Consider the following 23,201-nt stretch of genomic DNA (forward strand, 5'->3'; position numbering starts at 1 on the left):
GCTTCAATCTTCCAAGAGTTTATAAGTCGTCAAAAAACGTCTTCTCCCTGGGATGCCTACATGGATGTAGGTAGTAGGCAATGCAGGAGCTATTGCCGAGAAGGTTGGGATGAGGGATTTAAAAGCAAGCATTTACAACCCTCACCCTAGCCCTCTCCCAAAGGGAGAGCGTAGCGAGGGTGTCGGGGATTTTTAGAGATACCCTTAATTGATTTCACTCAGAAGTTTAGCAATCATGCTCTCAGCTTGTCTTAGATAACCACTGCCGAACAAGTTGATATGATTGAGAACGTGATAGAGATTGTAAAGATTTTTTCTTGTGGCATAGCCTTGATCTAAGGGACAAATAGCTTGATAAACTGCATGAAAATCCTGGCTAAAGCCACCAAATAGTTCAGTCATGGCGATATCAGTTTCTCGGTCGCCGTAGTAGCAAGCCGGATCGAACATGACCGGATTGCCTCGCTTATCTATCGCCGCATTTCCGCCCCATAAGTCCCCATGCACTAAAGAAGGGTGTGGTTGGTAGCCGTCGAAAAATAGAGCAACATTGTCGCAAAGCTGCTCTCCCCTTGTCTGTAAGTGTCCACCGTAGCCCTTTGCCGCTGCTAACTGTAGTTGGTGTTGCAAGCGTTGAGTACACCAGAATTCAATCCAACTGTCGTTGCGTGTATTGGGTTGGGGTGTACTGCCGATGGTATTGTCTCTATACCATCCGAAATATGGTTGGCGTTGCTGGTGCAGCAAAGCCAGTTGTTGCCCGAACAAGCGATCAGAGGTTTTGCTGGCTGCCCCGAATTCTATGTATTCCAGCACCAAAAAAGCCCGTTCAGCGGCTGTACCATATATCACCGGTGAAGGAATCCGCACAGTACGACTTGCGGCAAGTTCTTTTAACCCCGCTGCCTCGGCAGCAAACATAGCAAGAGTGTCAGCGTGGTTTAGCTTAACGAAATAAGATTTGTCCGTGCCTTGCAAGCAATAAGCTGAATTGATGTCACCACCTGCAAGGGGTCGGGCGTTAACCAATGTAAACTTTGATTCCTTAGAACTTTCGATTTGCTCTACAATTTTTTGCCAAGTCATAATGCAAAACCTTATTACAAACTATCTTTTAGCTGCAATCAAACAGCAGATACATTAGTATAACGCCACCATTAATATCGCAATAAGCAACAATATCCAAACCTAATAAAACCATGACTACTGACTATCCCATCGGCCCGATTATGTTGGATGTGGCTGGATTAGCGCTCACCGAACATGAAAAAGAAGTGATTAACCATCCCAATACCGGTGCGGTTATTCTATTTGCTCGTAATTACCAGGATCCTGAGCAGATCGCCCAGCTTATCAGCAGTATCCGTAAAGCGCGGAGCGGCCAGATTTTGATAGCTGTAGACCAGGAAGGCGGTAGAGTGCAACGGTTTCAGAATGGTTTTACTCGCTTGCCACCTGCCTGTTGCTATGCTGATAGCCCAGAATTGGCAGAAACCGCGGGATGGCTGATGGCGGCAGAACTGCTGGCAGTGGGCGTTGATTTCAGCTTTGCGCCTGTATTGGACATTGATTGCGGTATCAGCGATGTCATCGGCAACCGATCTTTTTCTACTGAAAGCATACTGGCAACTGCGCTTGCGAGTGCCTTCAGGAAAGGCATGAATGCGGCAGGCATGGCGGCGACGGGCAAGCATTTTCCAGGTCACGGTGCAGTGGCGGTAGATTCGCATCTGGCTCTGCCCGTTGATGAGCGGGATTTAGACAGTATTCGTGCCAAGGACTTGTTGCCTTTTAAAACGCTGATTGATGAAGGTTTGGAAGCAATCATGCCCGCTCACGTAGTCTATAAAAATATTGATCCTAATCCAGCCGGATTCTCGCCATTTTGGATACAGCGAATATTACGTAAGGAATTAGGCTTTAATGGCGTAGTTTTTAGTGATGACTTAAGTATGGAAGGCGCGGCATCTGCGGGAGGTTTTCCTGAACGTGCGCGCTTAGCCCAGCAAGCAGGTTGTGATATGTTGTTAGTGTGCAATAATCCCTCTGCAGCCGAACAAGTGCTTGATTCCTTGACTATTTCTAACAACCCACTCAGGGAGCAGCGGTTAGCAAAAATGTGTGGCAAGCCACAATTTAACCGTGAGCAATTGCTGAGTACCGAAAAGTGGCAGCAAGCTTCAAACCAAATCAGGGAGTTCGTTTCCAGTTATGCTTAAAGAAATTCAACACATTCAGGCAACTGCCGATTTGCTGTATAGCGAAGAACAAGTTGAGGCGGCGCTTGATAACATGGCTACTGAGATCAATGCGAGGTTAGCAAACAGTAATCCGCTTGTGTTGTGCGTATTGAATGGCGGCATTGTTGCCGCAGGTAAGTTATTAACACGACTCGCTTTTCCCCTCAACATAGATGCAATCAATGCCAGCCGCTATCAAAACCAAACATCTGGTGGCGTAATTGAATGGGTGTTAAAACCAGGAACACCGTTAAAAGACCGAACTATCCTGATTATTGATGACATCTTGGATGAAGGCATTACCTTAGCGGCTATACGGGATTACTGCATGGAGCAGGGCGCAATTGCAGTCTATTGTGCGGCTTTGGTCGATAAGCTGCTGGATCATGATAAGCCCATCCAGGCAGATTTTGTTGGCTTACAGATAGAAAACCGTTATTTATTTGGCTACGGTATGGATTACAAAGGCTATTTACGTAATGCGGCAGGCATTTATGCTTGTAAGGAAGCAGGGCAATGAATCGTTTAGCCATTATTGGTGGCACAGGTTTGTCGCAGCTTGCCGATTTAAAAATAATAAAAAACGAGCAAATTACCACGCCTTATGGCGCACCGTCAGCAGATTTCAACATCGGCGAGTTAAATGGGAAAGAAGTCATTTTTCTTGCCAGGCATGGCAATCCCCATGCTATTGCCCCACATAAAATCAATTATTGCGCTAATATTTGGGGGTTAAAGCAACTTGGCGTGGAGAACATTATTGCCGTTGCCGCAGTTGGCGGTATTACACCCAAAATGATGCCAGCGCATATTGCCATACCCGACCAAATCATTGATTACAGTTACGGGCGTAAGCACACTTTTTTTGAGGATGAAAACGATCCGGTCACACATATTGATTTTAGCTTCCCTTACAGCCAGACGCTGCGTTCTAAGCTGATCCACGCCGCCAAGCAAGTAGGTATTGCCATTAGTCCAATTGGCACTTATGGTTGTACCCAAGGTCCACGACTAGAAACAGCGGCGGAAATCAAACGCATGGAGCAAGATGGCTGCGATTTGGTTGGTATGACGGGAATGCCAGAAGCGGCTCTGACGAAGGAGATAGGTATGAATTATGTGGCTGTGGCTGTGGTCGCAAACTGGGCGGCCGGAAAAACGGAAGGTGAGATAACGATGGCAGAAATCGAACAAAATCTGCATAAAGGCATGGCGAATACCGCTGAGTTGCTGAAAGCGTTTGTCGAGATGATATAAAAGGGGATCTTTATACTTCTCTACAGCAGACAATTAAGTATTTACACAACTTTTATGTTAATAAGAGCAATTAGCTGAGAAGTCGGCATACACCCTCCCCTTCTGTAGAAGGAGCTTAGAACCTTTATAGATACTCATGCCTAAAGGGAGAAAAAAGGTTTTAAGTTTTTGGATAATCTTTTAAAACGTTGACTGTTAGAGCGGTTCGATTCGATAATAGTTTTTTGAATGGTTCCGCCAAATAATATTAAAAAAAGGAAAACACATGACAAACAACACATCTGTAACTGTCGCAACGCTCTGGCGTTATCCTGTTAAATCCATGATGGGAGAAGAACTTAATGGCTCAGAAATAACCGCAGGAGGCCTTTTAGGCGACCGAGCTTATGCACTTGTCGATGTCGAAACCGGCAAAGTCATTAGCGCAAAAAACCCCAAAAAGTGGCCTGATTTTTTCTCTTTCCGAGCTGCTTTTACCGCCCCGCCTTTACAAGATAATATGCAACCGCTCTGGATAACTCTGCCGGACGGCACAGTGTTGCGTAGCGACCAACGTGACATCAACGAAAAGCTCTCGCAATTCTTGGGGCATCAAGTGGTATTGCAAACCCAATCTCCCAAAGATGCCAAGCTGGAACAATTTTGGCCTGAATTTGAAGGCGAAGCTAACGAAGTTTCAAACGAAGCAGTAGCGGGTGATGCACCGCAGGGAACATTTTTCGACTATGCCGCTTTGCACCTACTTACTACCAGTTCCATGGAAGCCATGCAGCATCACTACCCCGAAGGCCGCTTTGAAGTTAGACGCTTTCGACCTAACATCATGATCGACACCGCTGGCTTGGAAGGTTTCGTGGAAAATGATTGGGTGGGCAAAACTATCAAAATCGGTAGCAACTTACGCTTGCAAATCACCGACCCCTGCCCTCGCTGTGTAATGCCTACTTTAGCGCAAGGCGACTTACCCCAAGACAACAACATCTTCAAAAACGGCATTGCCAAAAATAAACCAATGGTACCGTTTGCGGGTAAGGAATTGCCTAGTGTGGGTGTGTATGCGCGGGTGTTGACTTCTGGTTGGGTTAAGCGGGGAGATGCTATCATCATAGAAGGTTGATATTGAAAATAAGATCGATACGACTGCATGAATGCAGGGCAACGCCGACGCATAGAGCGGTAGCGAAATCCATCATGCCATGCCAAAACGGAGTGTCCTTTCAACCCAGACCTAATTATACCAATACCAAAAAGTTGTTATATAAATCCCCTCCTCATCCCGGCCTTCTCCCTTTGGAGAAGGTAATTGGGATTGGTATTATTATCGTTAAAGACCTTGCCACCGTTTTTTGATGGGCTTTACTACTGCCCTACCCCTACGGGTTGCTTATAATTGTGTTGCAAAAATCCTCACAGCCGAACGCGGTATGTTACCTGTCTCTTAATCACAACCCAGTGAGTTCCGACTTTCTGAGTTGGTGACCCTGAAGCCGTTCTTATAATCGTAACCAACCGTGACGTTGGCTTTTCAAAAACGTTGGGAGCGGGGTTGAAAAACCCGTTCCGCGCTAATTACGTAACACTAACTACCAATACTTTATCCTCCAACCATTAACTGCCTTCTTTCAAAAAGCGTAGCAACCAACAAATAAAGCATTAATAAAGCCCCCGCCAGCAACCCAGGTTGCCAGAAAATAATCGGCTGTAATTGTAACTTAGCTTGGTAAAGCCCCAAACCTAAGGCTATATAAGCCAAAATCCTTAGTACATCATAATCGACTGGATAATAAATCCGCCCCAATAAATAAGACACTACCGCCATACCCCCATAACCGATAAGGTGCGCCCAGGCAGAGCCCATATAGCCGTAGACGGGAATCCACCAGATATTTAGGACGATAGTGAGGGCAGCGGCACAAAGGGAAACAAAAGCCCCAATTAAGGTACGGTCGGTCAGTTTGTACCAGATAGATAGGTTTACGTAAATGCCTAAACACAAATTAGCCAGCAATAAAACGGGTACGACATCCAGGCCAACCCGAAACTCTGGCCCGACAAAGTATTTAAAGAAATCAATGAATAAGGTGACTAGCAAAAAGATAAATACACAAAAAATCACAAAAAACCGCAGCACTTTTGCGTAGATGGTTCGGGCATCACTATTTTGTGAATAAGAAAAGAAAAATGGTTCGGCAGCAAAGCGAAAAGCCTGAATAAACAAGGACATCAAGATAGAAAGCTTATAACAAGCGCCATAAATGCCCAGCATTTTCATATTGGTCGCCAAATCATAAGGCAGCAATTGCTTGAGAAGAACGCGATCCAGCATCTCGTTAATGATGCCAGCAAAACCGATTATCACCATCGGCAGGGAATATTTGAGCATACATCCAAATAACTTTTTGTCGAAGCCCCAGCCTAAGCCCAGAAAAAGCGGAATCAGCAAAAAAAACTTAAATACGCTGGCTATCAAATTTGCGATAAAAATATAACCCACACCTAAGGCTGGGTCGTAAAATTCGGTAATTAAGGGATAGGTTTTATCAGCATAGAGTTTCGGGCAATATTTGATGAAAAACAGGCTTAAACCCACCGTTATCAGTATTTCAGCGATTTTAATGCCAGCGAATGAAAAGGCTTTATCTTCTGCACGTAAACGCGCAAACGGTATGGATGAGACAGCATCCAGGATAAGGATTAAGCTAAAGCAAAGCACATATTCGGGATGAGCCGAATAACTTAGAAGGTTGGACAACCAAGGATTTATCCAAAGGATAAGGGCAAAAAAACCTAAGTTTATTAGCAGAATAAACCATAAGGCCGTGGCATAAGCCTTATCTTTTTCGGTGTTTTCTTTGTCGCGAAAACGAAAATAACCGGTATCAAACCCGAATAGCAGCACCACCGAAAAAAATCCTGCGTAAGCGTAGAACTCCGCCACCACCCCGTATTCTGCCGCAGAGAAATAATAAGTATAAAGAGGTACGAGCAGGTAGTTGAGGAAACGCCCGAAAATGCTGCTAAGTCCGTAGATAGCCGTTTGGGAGGCGAGTTTTCTTATAATACCCATGTACTTAGTTGTGTCTTAAAGGTGGCAATGCTATCGTGACTTCTTAAAGATCTTTATTTTGCCCACATTAGAAGGAATTTGAGGCTCAAAAAAACAATACGAAACATATTTACGCCCATAAGCTTGGGCTTAGTGGCTTTGCAATTTTACATGACTGCATAGCCAACTGCCTGATTTATTCACCAATACTTGGGCTAAGTTTGGCAGCAGTTAAGCTTTCCTCGCACCATCGTCAAATAAAGACTTTTGCAACAAGCGTAGACGTTTATAATGTGCTTTTCATTTTGTTAATATGAGGTCAATAACGTGCGAAAAATTCATACCCAACTCCTTTCAGCCCTTTTTGCAATCGCCATAGGATTTACCATGTTTTCACTCGCTAATGCAGGCACTCCCGAAGAAAATAAAGTCGCTGGCGAGGCATTTCTTGTAGCCAATGCCCAAAAACCTAATATAAAAGCAACGGCAAGTGGATTGCAATATGAAGTGTTAACAGAAGGCAAAGGGGCAACAAAACCCTCTGCAAGTAGTAACGTTACCGTGCATTACAAAGGCACTTCTTTGGATGGCAAGGAATTTGACAGCTCATACAGCCGAGGTGAACCAACTTCCTTCCCTTTAAATGGTGTTATCCCTGGCTGGACTGAAGGTGTCCAACTGATGACCGAAGGTGCCAAATACCGTTTTTTCATCCCTTCTAACTTAGCTTATGGTGAAAATGGTGCGGGCGGTTCTATTGGTCCTAATGAAACGCTGATTTTTGAAGTCGAACTGATCAAAATCAACTAATAGCTTTAGCTTAACAAAGATCATTCCATTCATAATCAACTGTTAAAGCCTTGCTAAGCAAGGCTTTTTCATTTTAACCATGCCAAATTATCAACTCTTCGCCACCACCCCTAAAGCAATGGAAGACATCCTTGCTGATGAACTACGCACACTAGCCGCTATCAATGTCAAATCGACTATCGCTGGGGCGTATTTCGAGGGCGATTTGTCAACCGCTTATCGGGTCTGTTTATGGTCAAGAATCGCTAACAGGGTATTGCTGCAACTTAGCACGTTTAAGGTTACAAGTCAGGACGACCTGTATCAGGGCATAAGCAAAACCAACTGGTTTGAACATCTAAAACCAGAAGGCAGTTTTGCGGTAACGTTTAATGCTAAGAACTCACAAGCAATCAACAACACGCATTTTGGCGCATTAAAGGTTAAGGATGCTGTCGTTGATCAGATGCGGGCGAAATTTCAGATGCGTCCTAATATTGACACGGAACAGCCCGATATTCGGATCAATGTTAACTTGAATGGCGAAAATGCAGTGCTTAGTCTGGATTTATCAGGAGAAAGCCTGCACCGTCGTGGTTACCGCGACACCACCATCAAAGCCCCTATCAAGGAAAATCTGGCGGCAGCCTTGTTGATACGAAGTCGTTGGCCAAGCATAGCCAAACAAAGTGGTACGTTGATTGACCCCATGTGTGGTTCTGGCACTTTATTGGTGGAAGGCGCGATGATAGCCGCCGATTATGCACCGGGCTTACTACGTAGTTATTATGGCTTTAAGGGCTGGAAGAAGCATGATGCAGGTAGCTGGCAAACCTTACTGGATGAAGCCAAGCAACGTAAAACCGCTGGCCTAGCTAAGTTACCCACTATCATAGGCTTTGATAAAGACAGCCGAAACATCAACGCGGCTCTAGCCCATATTACAAACGCTGGGCTACAGAACAAAATTCATCTTGAATGCCGTGATATTGCAGATGCTGCACCGGCTACAAGCTGGAAACCAGGGCTGGTAATCTGCAATCCTCCCTACGGCGAACGCTTAGGTGATGAACAAGAAACCGCAGAGTTGTACAAAAAATTTGGTGATTCCTTGAAAGCGCATTTTAATCATTGGCAAGCGGCGATGATTATCAGCAATCCCGAATTAGGCTTCCGTTTGGGTATTCGCTCGCAAAAACCCGCCACTTTTTACAATGGCGCATTGGAATGTAAATTGCTTCGAATGACGATTGTAGATACCGCTTTTTTTGTCCCAAAACCCAAAACTACCGAGGAACGTATCGCCTTGGTAATTGAAGCCGCAACGACACAACAAAACGATAGCAGTACGAAAACATCCACTCATAGGAAAGCAGACAAAGATAATGAGCTTGGCGGGGAAAGCCTTGATTACAGGGAGGTAAATAAGGAACGTGAGCAGGGAGCGGTAAGCTTTGCCAATCGTTTGCAAAAAAACCTGAAAAAACTATCGTCTTGGAAAAAAAGAAACAACATCAGTTGTTATCGAATTTACGATGCCGATTTGCCAGAATTCGCCGTCGCTATTGACTTATACCAAGGCAAAGAAACCTGGGTAAATGTTCAGGAATACGATCCACCAAAAAGCATTGATCCGTTCAAAGCCACTCAGCGATTGGCTGCACTGTTAGCGGAAATTCCAAAAGTGCTGGGTGTTGCACCCGATCATGTGTTTTTAAAAATACGCCGCAAACAGAAAAATACCGATCAATACCAAAAACTGGGCGAGCTAGGGCATTTTCATGTCATCGAAGAACACGGCTGTAAGTTGCAGGTCAATTTCACCGATTATCTGGACACCGGTTTATTTCTGGATCATCGTCCTATGCGTTTGCTGATCCAGCAACAAGCTAAGGGCAAACGCTTTCTTAACCTGTTTGCTTATACCGGCAGCGTGACCATTCATGCTGCGGTAGGCGGCGCTCTCACGACTACAACTGTGGATATGTCGAAGACCTATGTGGATTGGGCAAAAACCAATTTAGCACTTAACCAAACCACCGACGAACATGAGTTTATACAGGCCGATTGCCTGGATTGGTTGACGTCAGAATCGTCTCATTCCTACCCGCGCCAGTACGAACTAATCTTTCTCGATCCACCGACATTTTCCAACTCCAAACGCATGGAAGATGTTTTCGACATCCAACAAGATCATGTCACATTAATTCAACAGGCGGCGACCTTGTTAGCACCTGATGGCGTATTGTATTTTTCTACCAATTTTCGACGTTTTAAGATCGACCAAGCGGCACTTACACCCTTAACAATTGAAGATATAACCGCCCAAACCATTCCAGAGGATTTTATCCGTAATCCTAAAATTCATTATTGCTGGAGGATTACGAAATGACACGCACAGTTAATATCCTGATTTCTGGCCGGGTTCAGGGCGTTTATTTTCGCCGATTTACCAAAAACAAAGCCCAGGACTTAGGCATAAAAGGGACGATCAGAAACAGGGAAGATGGCCGTGTAGAAATTATCGCCCAAGCTGAAGCAGACATCTTGGAGCCCTTCATTCAGTGGTGCCACAAAGGTCCGATTACGGCTCGTGTCGATCTTGTCGAACTTTGTGAAATACAGGCGAATGAAGCCGAATTCACCTTGTTCGAAATTATTGGCTCTATGTGAAATCGAGTGGGTAAATAACATTAGGGCTTGTGGGTTTTTCCGTTCGTCCTGAGCTTGTCGAAGGATGAATGGAAAAATCCACAAGCCCTCCAATTGAAGATTAAGTTTGATACAAGGCAACATCATTCTGGCTGTCAACATATCAGATTTATAAATAAAAGCATTGTAAAATCAATATATTGATATGAATATAAAATAGATATTGTTAGATAATGGCTAACCATAAAGTTGCGCTTGGCTCAAAGTAAGACCGTCCATCCTTCGACAAGCTCAGGACGAACGGACTCACTTTTATATCACTATTTGTTAGCAACCTTAAGCTCTCTACCCACTATAAATCACATAGAGCCAAAAATGTAGCAGACATTTTACTGGGTATCTCAGTATAGGTATCTACACAAGTATCTGCCCCTTCTCCCTTAAGGGAGAAGGTCGGGATGAGGGAGTATAAACAGTTGATTTTATTCTCCTCACCCCATCCCTCTCCAGCAGGAGAGGGGGTTTGATGATTTGGCAAACCATTGTTTTTGTTATATTGAAAAGTTGTGTAGATACTTATGGTATCTCAGGGGACTTTCAAAACAGAAGCCTGCTGCTTCGCGTCTGCCAGTAACTGCATAATAATTTTATATTTCTTACCAAACACATTCGGCTGTTGTTCGGCATAAGGCCGCAGGATGTCGCTGGCTTCATTAAGATAAGGTAAAGCTTGTTTGGGTTGCTTCCAGTTGAAATAACTTATCCCAAATGACGCGAGTGTATCCATTAAATCAGGCTGGTATACCGAGGAGTTAGTCTTGACTAGTTCACGGCGGATAACCAGTGCTTCCCTATACAGTTTTTCCGTTTCGCCGCGCCAATTTGATTTAGTACTGATTAAGTTTGCAAGATTGTTGAGAGTATTCGCCACATAGGGCTGGTATACCGAGGGGGTGGCCTTAGCCAGTTCACGGTAGCTAATCAATGCTTCCCTATACTGCTTTTCCGCCTCGCTGTGGCGATTCGGGTCTGTACTCACCAAAAGTGCCAGGTTGTTGAGCGTATTTGCCACTTTAGGCAGATATACAGATGGGTTGGCTTTGGCTAGTTGACGGCGGATAGCTAGTGTTTCCTCATACAACTGTTCCGCTTCACTATGCCGATTGGGGTCAGCTTCTACCAATAGTGCCAGATTATTGAGCGTTATTGTCATTTGTAGCCGATATATGGATGGATTTACTCTATCTAGTTCACGATAGATAGCCAACGCTTCCCCAAATAGTTTTTCCGCTTTACTGCGGCGTTGTGTCTCATAACCCACTAAATCTGCTAGGTTGTTGAGCGTCATTGCCACATCAGGTTGGTATACCAAGGAGTTTACCTTTGCCAGTTCGCGGTAGCCACCCAATGCTTCTACAAACAGAGTTTCCGCCTCAATGCGCCGTTGCGGATCGGCTTTAACCAGCACCGCCAAGTTGTTGAGTGTCCTCACCACAGAAGATTGATACTCCTCGGGATTAGCTTTAGCCAGATTACGGTAACTACTCAACGCTTCTCCATACAATTTTTCTGCTTCGTTAAGTCGTTGGGAATCATTGCTCATCAAAAGCGCCAGATTGTTGAGAGTATCAGCCAAATCAGACTGGAATACTGGCGGGTTGGCTTCGGCGAGTACGCGGCGGATAGCAAGCGCCTCTCCATAGAGTTTTTCTGCCTCGCTAAGCCTCTGGAAGTCATCTCCCACCAAATTGGCCAGATTGTTTAGGGTATTAGCCAACGGAGACTGAGATACTGATGGGTTGGCTTTGGCCAGTTCACGGCGGAGAGTCAACGCCTCCCTATACATTTTTTCTGCTTCGTTGCGCTTTTGGGATTCAGCACCCATTAAAAGTGCTAAGTTGTCGAGCGTTGATGCCACATAAGGTTGGTAAAGCGACGGTTTAGCCTTGGCCAGTTCACGGTAGTTAACCAAGGCTTCGACATATCGCTTTTCTGATGCAGAGAATTGGTTGTTTTCTCCCAGGAAATAGGCATAATCGAATATCCGTTCCGGGGTTTTATCAGCTTTTAACGCCTGCTCAAAAAAGTCGCTGGTTTTGGCAATACGCTCGGCCCCCAGGCTGTAGTCAATCGCCGTCAATTGGGCTTTCAGCATAAATTCTTCGGCATTGTTAGCCAAGTGCTGGCTAATGTCTGCTTGTTTGGCGTTTACATGCTGCTGTTCTTTGAGCAGCGCAGCCTGTTCTTTGCCCATTATTTCAGCATCCAACCCTGCCCTGGCTTGTTTAAAATCACCGGCCTCAAAATAGCGTTTGGCTAAGCGTAAGCGTTCGGTATTGAGGGGAATTTTATGGATTTCCTCCGCTAATTTCAGGATGTCCCGGGTGAAATCTGCCAGTTTTTTTTGGGCAACTTGGCTGTCGTTGGAAAATTTGCTGAGTTCTTGGGTAAAGCTGTTATCGTTGGGGTATTGCACGATGTGTTGTTGTGCGGTTTTGATGGCGGCATCTAGTCTATCAACTTCACCTTTTAAGTCTTTGTAATCTTGTGACTTTTGGTAATTGTTGTAGTAAATATCAACGTTTCCACCCGATGCGTCGATTATTGGTGATTCGGAACCGGTAGTGGTTTTTTGAACAGCACCGGGGCTGCTTTGGATGCCTGAATTCGGGTTGTTGTTGGTCGTCTGATTATTAGTGGGTTGCGTGACGACTGGCTTATCGGGCGGATCAGCTTTAAGTAAGGTGATAAGCTGGTCTGTGGCGGTAAAAAACAAACCACCCACACCCAACACGAGCGTAATTTTGAGGGCTGCGTCTAAGCGTTTAAACCAGTCCAATAATGCGCGAAATATTTTCATAAAGGAGTAGTAGGCAGAATGAAGGTATGGAATTAATTTACGGCAGCAAGGTTAGCATGATGACTAAGCCGATAACAGCGTTTATATGCCGCTTATCTATTCGGTCTTGAGAAGTCTTAACGTCCGTTCGCCTTTATGCCCCTTGGCTATTTAACCTATCGAATGGCTTATGAGTTACCGAAGTAATACCAATCCCAATAAGCTTTCATTAATACCTTCTCCAAAGGGAGAAGGTTAGGATGAGGGGGTATAATGTAACAACTTATTGGGATTGGTATAAATCAGCACGCCCTCAATCGATTTGATTACGGTCTGCTCCCTAATGTGCTGCCTGTTTCCTGACAGTTGCAGCTTTTTTACCTTCGAAATACCGGTTTTACTCTGCCAAGCAATGTAAACCGTACCTACGGGTTTTTCTTCGCTACCGCCATCTGGTCCTGCTATGCCCGTTACTGCAATCGCCCAATCTGCCTCGCTGTTTGCCAAAGCACCCACAGCCATTTGCTGTGCGACTTCTGCACTTACCGCGCCATATTCCACCAAAGCCTGAGGATTAACGTCCAGCATTTGTATTTTTGCGTTGTTGCTGTAAGTGACAAAGCCCCTGTCGAACCAGGCGGAACTACCTGGCACTTCGGTAATGGCTTGGGCAATCCAGCCGCCTGTACAGGATTCTGCCGTGGCGATTTTGTGGCCTTTGGCTTTTAAGCTTTGCCCTAATCGTTCTGCCAATTCAAATAACTCATTATCCATGCTGTGGACTCCCTGGAGTTCAGATAAAATAGGGCTATGAGTATAGAGCAAAAAGCCGCCAGCCCACACACGCCAATGATGCAACAATTTTTACGTATCAAGGCGGAACATCCCGATACCCTGCTGTTTTACCGCATGGGTGATTTTTATGAGTTATTTTACGATGATGCCAAAAAAGCCTCGCAAATACTCGATATTACCTTAACCAGCCGGGGTCAATCGGCTGGCGTTCCGATTGCGATGGCAGGTATCCCGTATCATGCTGCTGAAGGTTATCTAGCCAAGTTGTTGAAACATGGCGAATCGGTGGCGATTTGCGAACAAATTGGTGATCCGGCAACCAGTAAAGGGCCAGTTGATCGTAAGGTGGTACGTATTGTCACGCCTGGAACCGTCACAGATGAGGCCTTGCTGGAAGACCGTAAGGATAATTTGCTGGTTGCTGTGTGTGGTTTTGATGCTAAATACGGAATTGCCAGTCTGGATGTGACCAGCGGACGTTTCGTGTTACAGCAAGTCGATACCGAAGATCAGTTGCTGAGTGAAATCGGCAGGCTTAATCCGGCAGAATTGTTGTTCAGTGAAGGCTGGATACTTCCTTCAAGCCTGAAACAACGCAGAGGCTTATGTAGACGACCGCCTTGGCATTTTGAACCGGAAAGCGCACGTTTGTTGGTGCTAAAGCAATTCAACGCGCTGGACTTGAAAGGTTATGGCTGTGACGACTTACCCTCTGCCATTGCCGCCGCTGGGGCTTTGCTTCAATACATTAAAGATACCCAACAAAGTGCCCTCCCCCATATTCAAGGCATCAGCACGGAAAGCAGCAGCGACAGCATTGTGCTGGATGCTGCCAGCCGCCGTAATCTTGAACTGGATTTTCACCCGACCAGACAAACAGAATTTACCTTACTGGGTGTACTGGATAAGACCGCGACCGCCATGGGTAGCCGCTGTCTGCGACGCTGGCTCAACAGGCCGTTGCGCGACCATCAGATTCTCAAACACCGATATGCCTGTATCTCCAGTTTGCTCGATGGCAAGCTGTACAAAGACCTACAAATTCACTTGCGCCGAGTGGGCGATATTGAACGGATTAGTTCTCGGATCGCCTTGAAATCCGCTCGGCCACGCGATTTGCTAGTGCTACGGAATACATTAGCTGTTTTGCCTGACTTACAAGCTGTACTTTCTTGCTGCGACAACCCCCACCTAACCTCATTGTTGCAAAACATCGGGGAATATCCTGCCCTGCTGGCTTTATTGCAGCAAGCAATCGTCGAAAATCCGCCCGTATTGATCCGAGATGGCGGCGTAATTGCGGCTGGATACAACCAGGAATTGGATGAACTCAGGAACTTGAGCCAAAACGCCGACCAATATCTGCTCGACATGGAAAGTAGGGAAAGACTGGCAACTGGCATCAACACGCTTAAGGTCAACTACAACCGTGTGCATGGCTATTATCTCGAGATTTCTCATTTACATGCTGACAAAATCCCGCCCCATTACACTCGAAAGCAAACCCTAAAAGGTGCGGAACGCTATATTACTGAGGAATTAAAGGCATTTGAGGATAAAGTCCTCAGTGCCAAAGAAAAATCTCTGTCTTTTGAAAAAGCCTTGTATGACCAGTTATTGACCCAAATTGCGATAGACTTACTGCCTTTGCAACAATGCGCCGCAGCTCTGGCTGAATTGGATGTATTGACCAACTTTGCAGAACGCTCTTACACGCTGAATTTGTCGCAGCCAACGCTCACATCGGACAGACCCGGCATATATATCGAAGGCGGTAGACACTTAGTGGTCGAGCAAGTTTCGGACACGCCTTTTGTCGCCAACGACTTATCCTTGTCCAATAAACGCCGGATGCTCGTGATTACCGGCCCCAATATGGGAGGCAAATCGACTTACATGCGCCAAACCGCGCTGATTGTCCTGATCGCCCATATCGGTTGTTACGTGCCAGCCAAAAACCTGATTTGCGGCCCAATCGACAAGATATTTACCCGCATTGGCGCATCGGACGATTTGGCGAGCGGACGTTCTACATTCATGGTTGAAATGTCAGAAACCGCCAACATCTTACATAATGCAACAGCTAACAGCTTGATATTAATGGATGAAATAGGCCGTGGCACCAGCACGTTCGACGGGCTTTCATTAGCCTGGGCGTGTGCTGACTATTTGGCTAAGGAAACTAAAGCTTTTACCTTGTTTGCCACCCATTATTTTGAATTGACAACCCTAGCAGACGAACAAAAAACTATCGCTAACGTGCATCTGGATGCAATGGAACATGGCGATAAGATTATCTTTCTCCATGCGGTCAAAGACGGCCCTGCCAACCAAAGTTACGGTCTACAGGTCGCTTCCTTAGCGGGTGTACCCCAGTCTGTCATCGATAAAGCCAAAATCAAGCTACGCAATCTGGAAGATAAAGCTTATATCGAGCAGCAAGCAGAATCAAGCACAAACCAGCTGGATTTGTTCGCAAACCAGGAAAGCCATCCAGCTATTACGTTACTTGAGGACGTTAATCCTGATGATCTCAGCCCCAAGCAGGCTTTGGAACTTATCTATAAACTGAAAGGGCTGATTTAAACGTTTAAATTGTTTGATTGTAAACTAGTCATATTGAAATTAGCGCCACCTTTATTCCACAACATTTTTCTTTATATATCATATTGATAAAATATTATTTAAGTGCTGGTGCTACGACTTCAGATTCTATATAAAGTAGGTTAAGGATAGAGTTATAATGTCAAAATAAAAGACAGGTAGTAGAAATACAACAGCCTATATACCAACTTACTTTAAACACGGGGTCAAAAAAATGGGGTGGAGAGAACACAAACAAGAAGAAACTTATACTGAAGCTGAAATAGAAGATCGGCTAAAAGAAACGTTACCTTGCTGGTATTTAGAAAAAGGTTGGATTCGCCGTAAGTTTAAGACTAGCGGCTGGAAGTCTACGCTGATGGTCGTAAATACTGTAGGACACTTAGCCGAAGCCGCATTTCATCATCCTGATATCTCCATTTCTTACGCCTTCGTCATTGTAAAATTGATGAACCATGCAGCTAAAGGCATAACTAACAAAGATTTCGAGTTGGCAAAAAAAATCGAAGACGTAATTATGTGGCAGCCTGGAAAAGACGGTGGTGCCTTAGAAGGAACCCCTGATGATCCGAGGTTTAAATACATTAAATATGAGATTGATTGATTTTAAGAAATCGAAAGCAAACTGCGTCGTTAAACTAAGATTTAATACACTGTCTTAATTGGTCGGGATTCCCATCCGAGCGTTAACAATTGACACCGAAAAGTTCAGATCTAAAGAATTAGCTAAGCTTATCATCATTGATTGCCTGGCGCTTTAGAATGCTAAACGTACGCACTCAACTTTAGTTTCCCATTGGAATTTGAATGGCCGTTCTTTAAGAAAGAACGGCCTGAGAAGGCATCCTGTTTTAGTTGACGACTACAAACGTAATCGATAACGGTCATGAGCTACTTACTTGATTTTTGCGGTTATAATGATGGGTTTTTTTGAAACCCATTAAACTTCCTTGCTCCTCTCGAGTACAAAAATATTTCGATCATGACTTTATTACGCAAATACCTTGCACTGTGTTTTTTTATTAATAACCCCGCCGATCTTATTCCCACAAAATCGTTTATGTGGAAAACGGTGGCGTTCTACCTTATTTCAGGGTGTATTGTTGAGGGTCTGATTTCCGATCCTGCTGATGGCTCACTGGAGGTTTTCTTGCGAACCATCATGGCATTTTCGACCGTCGCAACGATATTGCTGGTAACAAAGAAATGGCGTTATTACAACCAATTATTCACTGCAATTTTTGTGTGCGAAAACTTTATTATGACGCTGGCCACTGCTACCGAAGCTATGTATTTTGGGATGGTGATGAACCATCATGATGCTGCGGAAGAAATTTCAATTGCTTTAGGTGTTTTTTTAGTTGGGTGGTATATAGCAATTGTCAGTTATATTTTCCGACAACTACTTTCCTTCCAAATGAGCCTTAGTATTATGTTGGCCTTTAGTTATTTTGTTTTAACTTACGGAATTCCGATGCTGTTCATGGACATATAAAATTCAACCGTCGCAAACTGTAACTTTGTTGTTTGTGAGAAGCTATAGGGGTGGTCAATTGTGACTTTTTTTATGCTTGCAAACGCGATGATCCAATATGAACTCATTTTGCCAATTATGCAGAAAAATTTACACAACTGATCTCCATTGCACAGTTATTTGCAGTTATTAATGAATACAATCTCTTAGCCATGGAGTCAAAACTGCAATGGTGATTTAAATTGCGATTAATAGGGGGGTTTCCTTACGAATTTATGCATTCCGAACTGGTTAAAATAGAACGAACCTTTGAACGATCAGCTCTGACTAAAATTGATGATCCTTTGCTTGAAAAGCATGATGTCAATCTTTGGCTTAAACGTGACGACCTCTTACATCCCGTCATTTCTGGAAACAAATGGCGTAAGCTCAAATATAATCTGAATGAAGCTTTGTCGCTAGGTGCGGATACAATTATCAGCATGGGTGGAGCTTATTCAAACCACCTGCACGTATTGGCATATGTAGGAAAAATATTAGATCTGAAAACCATCGGCATCATTCGTGGCGAACGCCCAACATCATTGACACCCACCTTAGAAGATATGGAAAATTGGGGAATGGATCTGCGTTTTATACCGCGCTCGGACTATCGACACTACAGGAGCTACAGACATTGGCAAGACTTACCAGGATTAAAGCCCAATCAATTCTGGTTACCAGAAGGCGGTGCTACTGGTTTGGCATTAAAAGGCGTTGCGGAATTGGTCGAAGAAATTGACATCCCTTATGATACCTTGTGTGTGGCTTGTGGGACGGGTACAACTTTCGCAGGGCTAATCAACGCCGTTTCCAAGGAAGTTTCAGTGTTGGGTTTAGCCGCATTAAAAAACGCTGACTTTTTGCAGTCGGATGTGCAATCATTGCTAACTGGAGAATTTCATCTGTGGGAAATATTTCATGCTTACCATTTCGGTGGTTTTGCTAAACTTAACCCAAAATTAGCCCTATTTATGACAGAATTTGAGCAAAAAACTTCAATTCCATTGGAACCCGTATATACCGGAAAAATGCTGTACGGACTCTACGATTTGATTTCAAAAGATTATTTTAAGCCTGGGCATCGTGTTATTGCGATACATACCGGAGGTTTACAGGGGAAAAGAGGTTACGTCTGATGCAAAGAGAATTAGAACCTGAGTTAATGGAAGATGCAAATCAAGTTAACGCTTATGCGGAAGCTGATTTTGAAAAGCCGCATAGTGAATTTATACAGCGGTTAAAGGCATTTGTGAATGAACCGAAATTTAACGGAAAAGCGCTGGATTTAGGTTGTGGCCCTGGCGATATCAGTCGTCGCTTTGCCAAGGCATTCCCCTTGTGTACGATTGATGCAATTGATGGCTCTAAAGCCATGATAGATTATGCCGTAAATGCTAGTAGCCCGGAATTCAAGTCGCGGCTGAATTTTATTCATGGGAAACTGCCAGATACCGAATTATCAGTTGAGAATTATGACATTATCTTAAGCAACAGTGTATTGCATCATCTTCCAGACCCCCAAATACTTTGGCAAGTGGTAAAGAAATACTCTAAACCCGGTACACGTATCGTCATTATGGATTTACTTCGGCCTGGTTCGGTTAGTATGGCAAGAACGCTGGTGGAAATGTATGCCATAACCGAACCTAAAATATTACAACAGGATTTTTATAATTCCTTGTTGGCGGCATTTACCCTTAAAGAAATCAACGCTCAAATAGCTCAAGCTGGGGTGTCGCTAGCTGTCGAGAAAATCAGTGATCGGCATGTTTTTGTATCAGGCATCATGCCCTAACATTGATTTGACACGACATCACAACGCTTAATATGACTACGAAAGAGAAGATGGAATCCATCGATCTGCAAAAGCCTGAATTCTACATCAACCGCGAACTCAGTCTGCTCGAGTTCAATAAACGGGTATTGGCGCAGGCCAAAGATGAAAATGTACCGCTATTGGAACAGCTCAATTATCTTTGTATTTCGTGTTCCAATCTTGATGAGTTTTACGAGGTTCGTGTTGCCGGCGTGATACAAATGGCGGCTATTGATCCCAAAGCAATCGGGCAGGATGGTTTAAATCCGAATGAACAACTGGAACTTATCGCGACTAATGCCCATGAATTGGTCAATGAACAATATCGGGTGCTTAATGACGTATTGATCCCAAAACTTAAGCAGGAAAATATCAACTTTATTCGTCGTAATGACTGGACGGAAGTGCAGCAAAAATGGCTGCAAACCTACTTCAATGATCAGCTATTGCCCATTTTATCTCCAGTAGGATTGGATTCTGCCCATCCTTTTCCACGGATTTTAAACAAGAGCTTAAACTTCATCGTCTCGCTGACGGGCAAAGATGCCTTTGGCAGGAATAGCGGACGTGCTATTTTACAAGCCCCCCGATCACTGCCGCGTATCATCCAGTTTCCGGCAGAAGAAACCCAAAGCGGCGCCACCGATTTCGTGTTTTTATCATCCATCATTCATGCCTTTGTCGGCGAGTTGTTTAATGGCATGACCGTTAAGGGTTGCTACCAGTTCCGAGTGACGCGAAACAGCGATTTTTTTGTTGATGACGATGCCATCGACGATTTATTACTGGCGGTACAAGGCGAATTGGCGATGCGTAATTACGGGGATGAAGTGCGCCTGGAAATTGATGCCATGTGTCCTGATGAAACCGTCAGCTTCTTGCTAGATCGGTTTGAAATGACGCGAGATCGCCTCTTTTTAGTAGATGGACCAGTTAACCTTAATCGAGTGCAAGAAATAATTGCCCTAGTTGATCGTCCAGACCTTACGTTTACGCCGTTCAAACCTATTGTTCCGCCGCAACTAGCACGGAATAAAGACATTTTCGCCGCTATCAAACGTCATGACATTTTACTGCATCACCCTTTTGAATCCTTTTCGCCAGTCGTTGAGTTCTTGCGTCAGGCTGCTGTTGCGCCCGATGTGCTGGCAATCAAGCAAACGCTTTATCGTACTGGTGCAGATTCGCCCATCGTCAGTGCCTTAATCAAAGCGGCAAGAGCAGGTAAGGAAGTGACTGTTGTCATCGAGTTAAGGGCAAGATTTGACGAGAAAGACAATATCAGTTTGGCAGCCAAACTACAGGAAGCAGCGGTTCACGTCGTGTATGGTGTGGTAGGCTATAAAACCCATGCCAAAATGTGTCTGGTACTAAAAAGAGAAGGCAAAGAGTTACGTAATTATGTACATTTAGGCACTGGTAATTACCACCCTAAAACAGCGCTGATGTACACGGATTATGGTTTATTTTCCTGCGATAAAGATTTAGGCGAAGATGTTAGGCGAGTCTTCGCACAACTGACAAGCCTAGGAAAAGTAAGTAAATTAAATAAACTATTACAATCGCCTTTTACCCTGCATAGAGGCATTATTGAAAAAATTGAACGGGAGATTTTGTACGCCAACGAAGGTAAACTCGCTAAAATTATCTTCAAGGTGAATGCTATTGTTGAAGACCTCGTCATTCAGGCGCTTTACCGTGCATCACAGGCTGGGGTCAAAATTAAACTCATCGTTCGGGGCATTTGCTGTCTAAAACCGGGAATACCGGGTGTCTCAGAAAACATAGAAGTGCGCTCCATCATCGGGCGTTTTCTGGAACATGCCCGAGTTTATGCGTTTGCCAATGACGGTGTTTGGGAAGTTTATGCCTCCAGTGCCGACTTAATGAACCGTAATATGTTCCAGCGCGTGGAAACTTGCTTCCCCATTGAAAACAAACGCTTACATAACCGCATATTGCATGACCTAGATACTTATCTGAACGATAATAGCCAATCGTGGCTGCTAAAACCTGATGGTAGTTATGAACAAATCCGCCGTAAAGACGGTGAGGTTGCGATACAAGCACAAGCTGTACTGTTAGAGGAGTTACAAAGTTAAAAATGACTTCATCCTGTGAAATCGCCCAGCTTGGGGCAAAAGTGTTAAGGCAACATGCCGAAATAGTAGAGCAAGTTAATAGCTCAGACATTCGGCAAATCATCGAGGACATGCAGGCTGCTTTGGCAATAACCCAAGGTGTTGGTCTAGCTGCACCGCAAATCAGCCAGCTCAAGCGGATTATTATCGTCGCGTCACGTCCGACAACACGCTATCCAACCGCGCCGCTGATGAACCCAACGGTGATGATTAATCCGGTATTCGAAGCCTTATCAGACGATAAGGAAAAAGATTGGGAAGGTTGTTTGAGCATTCCAGGCATACGTGCATTAGTGCCTCGGTATAAAGCTATTCAAGCCCAATACATTGACCAACAGGGTAATTTTGTTGAGCAAATGCTCGAAGATTTTGTTGCCAGGGTTTTTCAACATGAAGTCGATCATCTGGAAGGGAAGGTCTATCTTGATCGGGTCGAAAGCACCGCAGATATTATTTCTGAAAGCGAGTATTTTAAGTTATTCGTATAAGAGAATCTCTAAAAATTCAAACAACTACTTCTCCGTTTGACAGTGTGATAGTAAGCCAAATCCCTGATGGATACTGGCTAAAGCGCCAATATTGTCTTTTAGTGTACCAAACAGAATCCAACGGGACATTTTTGTCATCAAATAGTCATATTAAATAAAGGCTTACACTTGATTTAAGCTCTTGCGCAAACCCACATATCAACGCGACTTACCCCAGCTTTTTTTAATACTGTTGCTAGAGCATTAGCTGTAGAACCCGTTGTCATGACATCATCAAGAATCGCAACATGATGGGCATGTATAGGTTTCCGTACTGAAAATGCGAGACGTAAATTTTGGCGGCGTTTTTTTGCGGATAATCCGGTTTGATGGGGTGTGTCTTTATCTCGCAAGCAACTTAAAAAATCTATCGGGATTTGTAATTTTTTAGATACCGTTCTGGCAATTTCCAGTGCTTGATTGAATCCCCGCTGATGGTAGCGGGAGCTGTGCAGAGGTACTGGGATAATACAATCGGGTTTTTCTGCGGTTTTTTGTAAATGTTCAGCTAATAGTGCGCCGAGTAAGCGGGCATTCTTAAATTGTGCGCCGAATTTTAATCCAGTAATTAAATGCCGGATTTCTTCTTGATGAATAAAGGGCGCATAAGTTTCATTAAAAGCGGGGCTTTCGCTTATACAATGACCGCAGAGCGTTGGCACAACGATAGGGGCGGTTAATATTTCCGCACAACGGTAACAGCAAAGATTATTTCTTGGTAAGTGTTTGTAGCAGAATGCACAGAGATCCAACGCACCAGACCCAAGGTTACCACACAAAATACAAATAGGCGGAAGAAGGTGACTTTGTATAGTATCAAGCCAGTTGTAAACTTTTTTCATCTAAATAGGTTAGTAATGTAATCATTTTTACCATCAGAACCCATTGTAACAGGATGTCACCAACTGTTTGTAAATATGGGAGTGTTAGTAAAGACTGGTGCTTAAAGGCTATGCGTATTTCCACACGCTGACAAATC

At 44.3% G+C, this 23,201-nt stretch carries 19 protein-coding genes; 14 read left to right on the forward strand and 5 right to left on the reverse strand.

Annotation, left to right across the window (positions count from 1 at the left end; genetic code table 11):
- Positions 1 to 204 precede the first annotated feature (204 nt).
- Positions 205 to 1,086, reverse strand: a complete 882-nt coding sequence (locus ABL924_RS01965; protein WP_349025381.1) for a fructosamine kinase family protein — start codon at positions 1,084 to 1,086, stop codon at positions 205 to 207.
- Between the two features lie 113 nt (positions 1,087 to 1,199).
- Here ABL924_RS01965 and nagZ point away from each other — a divergent pair, with 113 nt between their 5' ends.
- From nagZ to ABL924_RS01985, 4 genes are all read left to right on the forward strand, one after another.
- On the forward strand, positions 1,200 to 2,219 hold the full coding sequence (nagZ, locus tag ABL924_RS01970; RefSeq protein ID WP_349025382.1) for a beta-N-acetylhexosaminidase: 1,020 nt from the start codon (positions 1,200 to 1,202) through the stop codon (positions 2,217 to 2,219).
- Positions 2,212 to 2,760, forward strand: a complete 549-nt coding sequence (locus ABL924_RS01975) for a hypoxanthine-guanine phosphoribosyltransferase (RefSeq protein ID WP_349025383.1) — start codon at positions 2,212 to 2,214, stop codon at positions 2,758 to 2,760. Before nagZ ends, ABL924_RS01975 begins: the two co-directional genes overlap by 8 nt.
- Positions 2,757 to 3,497 carry an S-methyl-5'-thioinosine phosphorylase gene (locus ABL924_RS01980; protein ID WP_349025384.1) on the forward strand — a complete coding sequence of 247 codons (741 nt, stop codon included), beginning with the start codon at positions 2,757 to 2,759 and terminating at the stop codon, positions 3,495 to 3,497. Before ABL924_RS01975 ends, ABL924_RS01980 begins: the two co-directional genes overlap by 4 nt.
- A gap of 265 nt (positions 3,498 to 3,762) precedes the next feature.
- A complete protein-coding gene (locus ABL924_RS01985; protein ID WP_349025385.1) occupies positions 3,763 to 4,614 on the forward strand; it encodes an MOSC domain-containing protein in 852 nt (283 codons plus the stop codon).
- 477 nt (positions 4,615 to 5,091) lie between these two features.
- Here ABL924_RS01985 and ABL924_RS01990 read toward each other — a convergent pair whose 3' ends face one another.
- On the reverse strand, positions 5,092 to 6,564 hold the full coding sequence (locus ABL924_RS01990) for an oligosaccharide flippase family protein (RefSeq protein WP_349025386.1): 1,473 nt from the start codon (positions 6,562 to 6,564) through the stop codon (positions 5,092 to 5,094).
- A 306-nt stretch (positions 6,565 to 6,870) separates the two neighbouring features.
- Here ABL924_RS01990 and ABL924_RS01995 point away from each other — a divergent pair, with 306 nt between their 5' ends.
- From ABL924_RS01995 to ABL924_RS02005, 3 genes are all read left to right on the forward strand, one after another.
- Complete coding sequence (locus ABL924_RS01995) at positions 6,871 to 7,353, forward strand: FKBP-type peptidyl-prolyl cis-trans isomerase (RefSeq protein ID WP_349025387.1); 483 nt, start codon at positions 6,871 to 6,873, stop codon at positions 7,351 to 7,353.
- 79 nt (positions 7,354 to 7,432) lie between these two features.
- Positions 7,433 to 9,724, forward strand: coding sequence for a bifunctional 23S rRNA (guanine(2069)-N(7))-methyltransferase RlmK/23S rRNA (guanine(2445)-N(2))-methyltransferase RlmL (rlmKL, locus tag ABL924_RS02000; RefSeq protein WP_349025388.1), 2,292 nt, complete (start codon positions 7,433 to 7,435; stop codon positions 9,722 to 9,724).
- Positions 9,721 to 10,005: an acylphosphatase gene (locus ABL924_RS02005; RefSeq protein ID WP_349025389.1), complete on the forward strand. Its 285-nt coding sequence runs from the start codon at positions 9,721 to 9,723 to the stop codon at positions 10,003 to 10,005. The genes rlmKL and ABL924_RS02005 overlap by 4 nt, the downstream gene beginning before the upstream one ends.
- Before the next feature lie 565 nt (positions 10,006 to 10,570).
- On the opposite strand, the gene ABL924_RS02010 is transcribed toward ABL924_RS02005, so the two are convergent.
- Both ABL924_RS02010 and ABL924_RS02015 read right to left on the reverse strand, forming a co-directional pair.
- Positions 10,571 to 12,844: a tetratricopeptide repeat protein gene (locus tag ABL924_RS02010; protein WP_349025390.1), complete on the reverse strand. Its 2,274-nt coding sequence runs from the start codon at positions 12,842 to 12,844 to the stop codon at positions 10,571 to 10,573.
- Between the two features lie 234 nt (positions 12,845 to 13,078).
- A complete protein-coding gene (locus tag ABL924_RS02015) occupies positions 13,079 to 13,597 on the reverse strand; it encodes a CinA family protein (RefSeq protein WP_349025391.1) in 519 nt (172 codons plus the stop codon).
- Positions 13,598 to 13,633: 36 nt separating this feature from the next.
- Between ABL924_RS02015 and mutS the strand changes: the two genes are divergently transcribed.
- From mutS to def, 7 genes are all read left to right on the forward strand, one after another.
- Complete coding sequence (gene mutS / locus ABL924_RS02020) at positions 13,634 to 16,204, forward strand: DNA mismatch repair protein MutS (RefSeq protein ID WP_349025392.1); 2,571 nt, start codon at positions 13,634 to 13,636, stop codon at positions 16,202 to 16,204.
- A 232-nt stretch (positions 16,205 to 16,436) separates the two neighbouring features.
- Positions 16,437 to 16,826, forward strand: coding sequence for a 4a-hydroxytetrahydrobiopterin dehydratase (locus ABL924_RS02025; RefSeq protein ID WP_349025393.1), 390 nt, complete (start codon positions 16,437 to 16,439; stop codon positions 16,824 to 16,826).
- Between the two features lie 456 nt (positions 16,827 to 17,282).
- Positions 17,283 to 17,717 carry a hypothetical protein gene (locus ABL924_RS02030; RefSeq protein ID WP_349025394.1) on the forward strand — a complete coding sequence of 145 codons (435 nt, stop codon included), beginning with the start codon at positions 17,283 to 17,285 and terminating at the stop codon, positions 17,715 to 17,717.
- 254 nt (positions 17,718 to 17,971) lie between these two features.
- Complete coding sequence (locus ABL924_RS02035; RefSeq protein ID WP_349025395.1) at positions 17,972 to 18,874, forward strand: pyridoxal-phosphate dependent enzyme; 903 nt, start codon at positions 17,972 to 17,974, stop codon at positions 18,872 to 18,874.
- On the forward strand, positions 18,874 to 19,533 hold the full coding sequence (locus ABL924_RS02040; RefSeq protein WP_349025396.1) for a class I SAM-dependent methyltransferase: 660 nt from the start codon (positions 18,874 to 18,876) through the stop codon (positions 19,531 to 19,533). The genes ABL924_RS02035 and ABL924_RS02040 overlap by 1 nt, the downstream gene beginning before the upstream one ends.
- Before the next feature lie 32 nt (positions 19,534 to 19,565).
- Positions 19,566 to 21,656, forward strand: a complete 2,091-nt coding sequence (gene ppk1, locus ABL924_RS02045) for a polyphosphate kinase 1 (protein ID WP_349025397.1) — start codon at positions 19,566 to 19,568, stop codon at positions 21,654 to 21,656.
- 2 nt (positions 21,657 to 21,658) lie between these two features.
- On the forward strand, positions 21,659 to 22,183 hold the full coding sequence (gene def, locus ABL924_RS02050) for a peptide deformylase (protein ID WP_349025398.1): 525 nt from the start codon (positions 21,659 to 21,661) through the stop codon (positions 22,181 to 22,183).
- A gap of 173 nt (positions 22,184 to 22,356) precedes the next feature.
- Here def and ABL924_RS02055 read toward each other — a convergent pair whose 3' ends face one another.
- Positions 22,357 to 23,064 (reverse strand): ComF family protein, encoded by a 708-nt coding sequence (locus ABL924_RS02055; RefSeq protein WP_349025399.1) that lies wholly within the window; start codon positions 23,062 to 23,064, stop codon positions 22,357 to 22,359.
- Positions 23,065 to 23,201: the final 137 nt, after the last annotated feature.

Origin of the sequence: Methyloglobulus sp., assembly GCF_040079455.1 — a bacterium.
Classification (GTDB): domain Bacteria; phylum Pseudomonadota; class Gammaproteobacteria; order Methylococcales; family Methylomonadaceae; genus Methyloglobulus.

Excerpts from the sequence above, each read along its gene's own strand:
- ABL924_RS02010 (WP_349025390.1), bottom strand. The coding sequence starts at position 12,844 with ATGAAAATATTTCGCGCATTATTGGACTGGTTTAAACGCTTAGACGCA.
- ABL924_RS01975 (WP_349025383.1), top strand. The coding sequence starts at position 2,212 with ATGCTTAAAGAAATTCAACACATTCAGGCAACTGCCGATTTGCTGTAT.
- ABL924_RS02055 (WP_349025399.1), bottom strand. The coding sequence starts at position 23,064 with ATGAAAAAAGTTTACAACTGGCTTGATACTATACAAAGTCACCTTCTT.
- ABL924_RS02005 (WP_349025389.1), top strand. The coding sequence starts at position 9,721 with ATGACACGCACAGTTAATATCCTGATTTCTGGCCGGGTTCAGGGCGTT.
- ABL924_RS02025 (WP_349025393.1), top strand. The coding sequence starts at position 16,437 with ATGGGGTGGAGAGAACACAAACAAGAAGAAACTTATACTGAAGCTGAA.
- nagZ (WP_349025382.1), top strand. The coding sequence starts at position 1,200 with ATGACTACTGACTATCCCATCGGCCCGATTATGTTGGATGTGGCTGGA.
- ABL924_RS01985 (WP_349025385.1), top strand. The coding sequence starts at position 3,763 with ATGACAAACAACACATCTGTAACTGTCGCAACGCTCTGGCGTTATCCT.
- ABL924_RS01965 (WP_349025381.1), bottom strand. The coding sequence starts at position 1,086 with ATGACTTGGCAAAAAATTGTAGAGCAAATCGAAAGTTCTAAGGAATCA.
- rlmKL (WP_349025388.1), top strand. The coding sequence starts at position 7,433 with ATGCCAAATTATCAACTCTTCGCCACCACCCCTAAAGCAATGGAAGAC.
- ppk1 (WP_349025397.1), top strand. The coding sequence starts at position 19,566 with ATGACTACGAAAGAGAAGATGGAATCCATCGATCTGCAAAAGCCTGAA.
- ABL924_RS01980 (WP_349025384.1), top strand. The coding sequence starts at position 2,757 with ATGAATCGTTTAGCCATTATTGGTGGCACAGGTTTGTCGCAGCTTGCC.
- ABL924_RS02015 (WP_349025391.1), bottom strand. The coding sequence starts at position 13,597 with ATGGATAATGAGTTATTTGAATTGGCAGAACGATTAGGGCAAAGCTTA.
- ABL924_RS02035 (WP_349025395.1), top strand. The coding sequence starts at position 17,972 with ATGCATTCCGAACTGGTTAAAATAGAACGAACCTTTGAACGATCAGCT.
- ABL924_RS02040 (WP_349025396.1), top strand. The coding sequence starts at position 18,874 with ATGCAAAGAGAATTAGAACCTGAGTTAATGGAAGATGCAAATCAAGTT.
- ABL924_RS02030 (WP_349025394.1), top strand. The coding sequence starts at position 17,283 with ATGTGGAAAACGGTGGCGTTCTACCTTATTTCAGGGTGTATTGTTGAG.
- mutS (WP_349025392.1), top strand. The coding sequence starts at position 13,634 with ATGAGTATAGAGCAAAAAGCCGCCAGCCCACACACGCCAATGATGCAA.
- def (WP_349025398.1), top strand. The coding sequence starts at position 21,659 with ATGACTTCATCCTGTGAAATCGCCCAGCTTGGGGCAAAAGTGTTAAGG.
- ABL924_RS01990 (WP_349025386.1), bottom strand. The coding sequence starts at position 6,564 with ATGGGTATTATAAGAAAACTCGCCTCCCAAACGGCTATCTACGGACTT.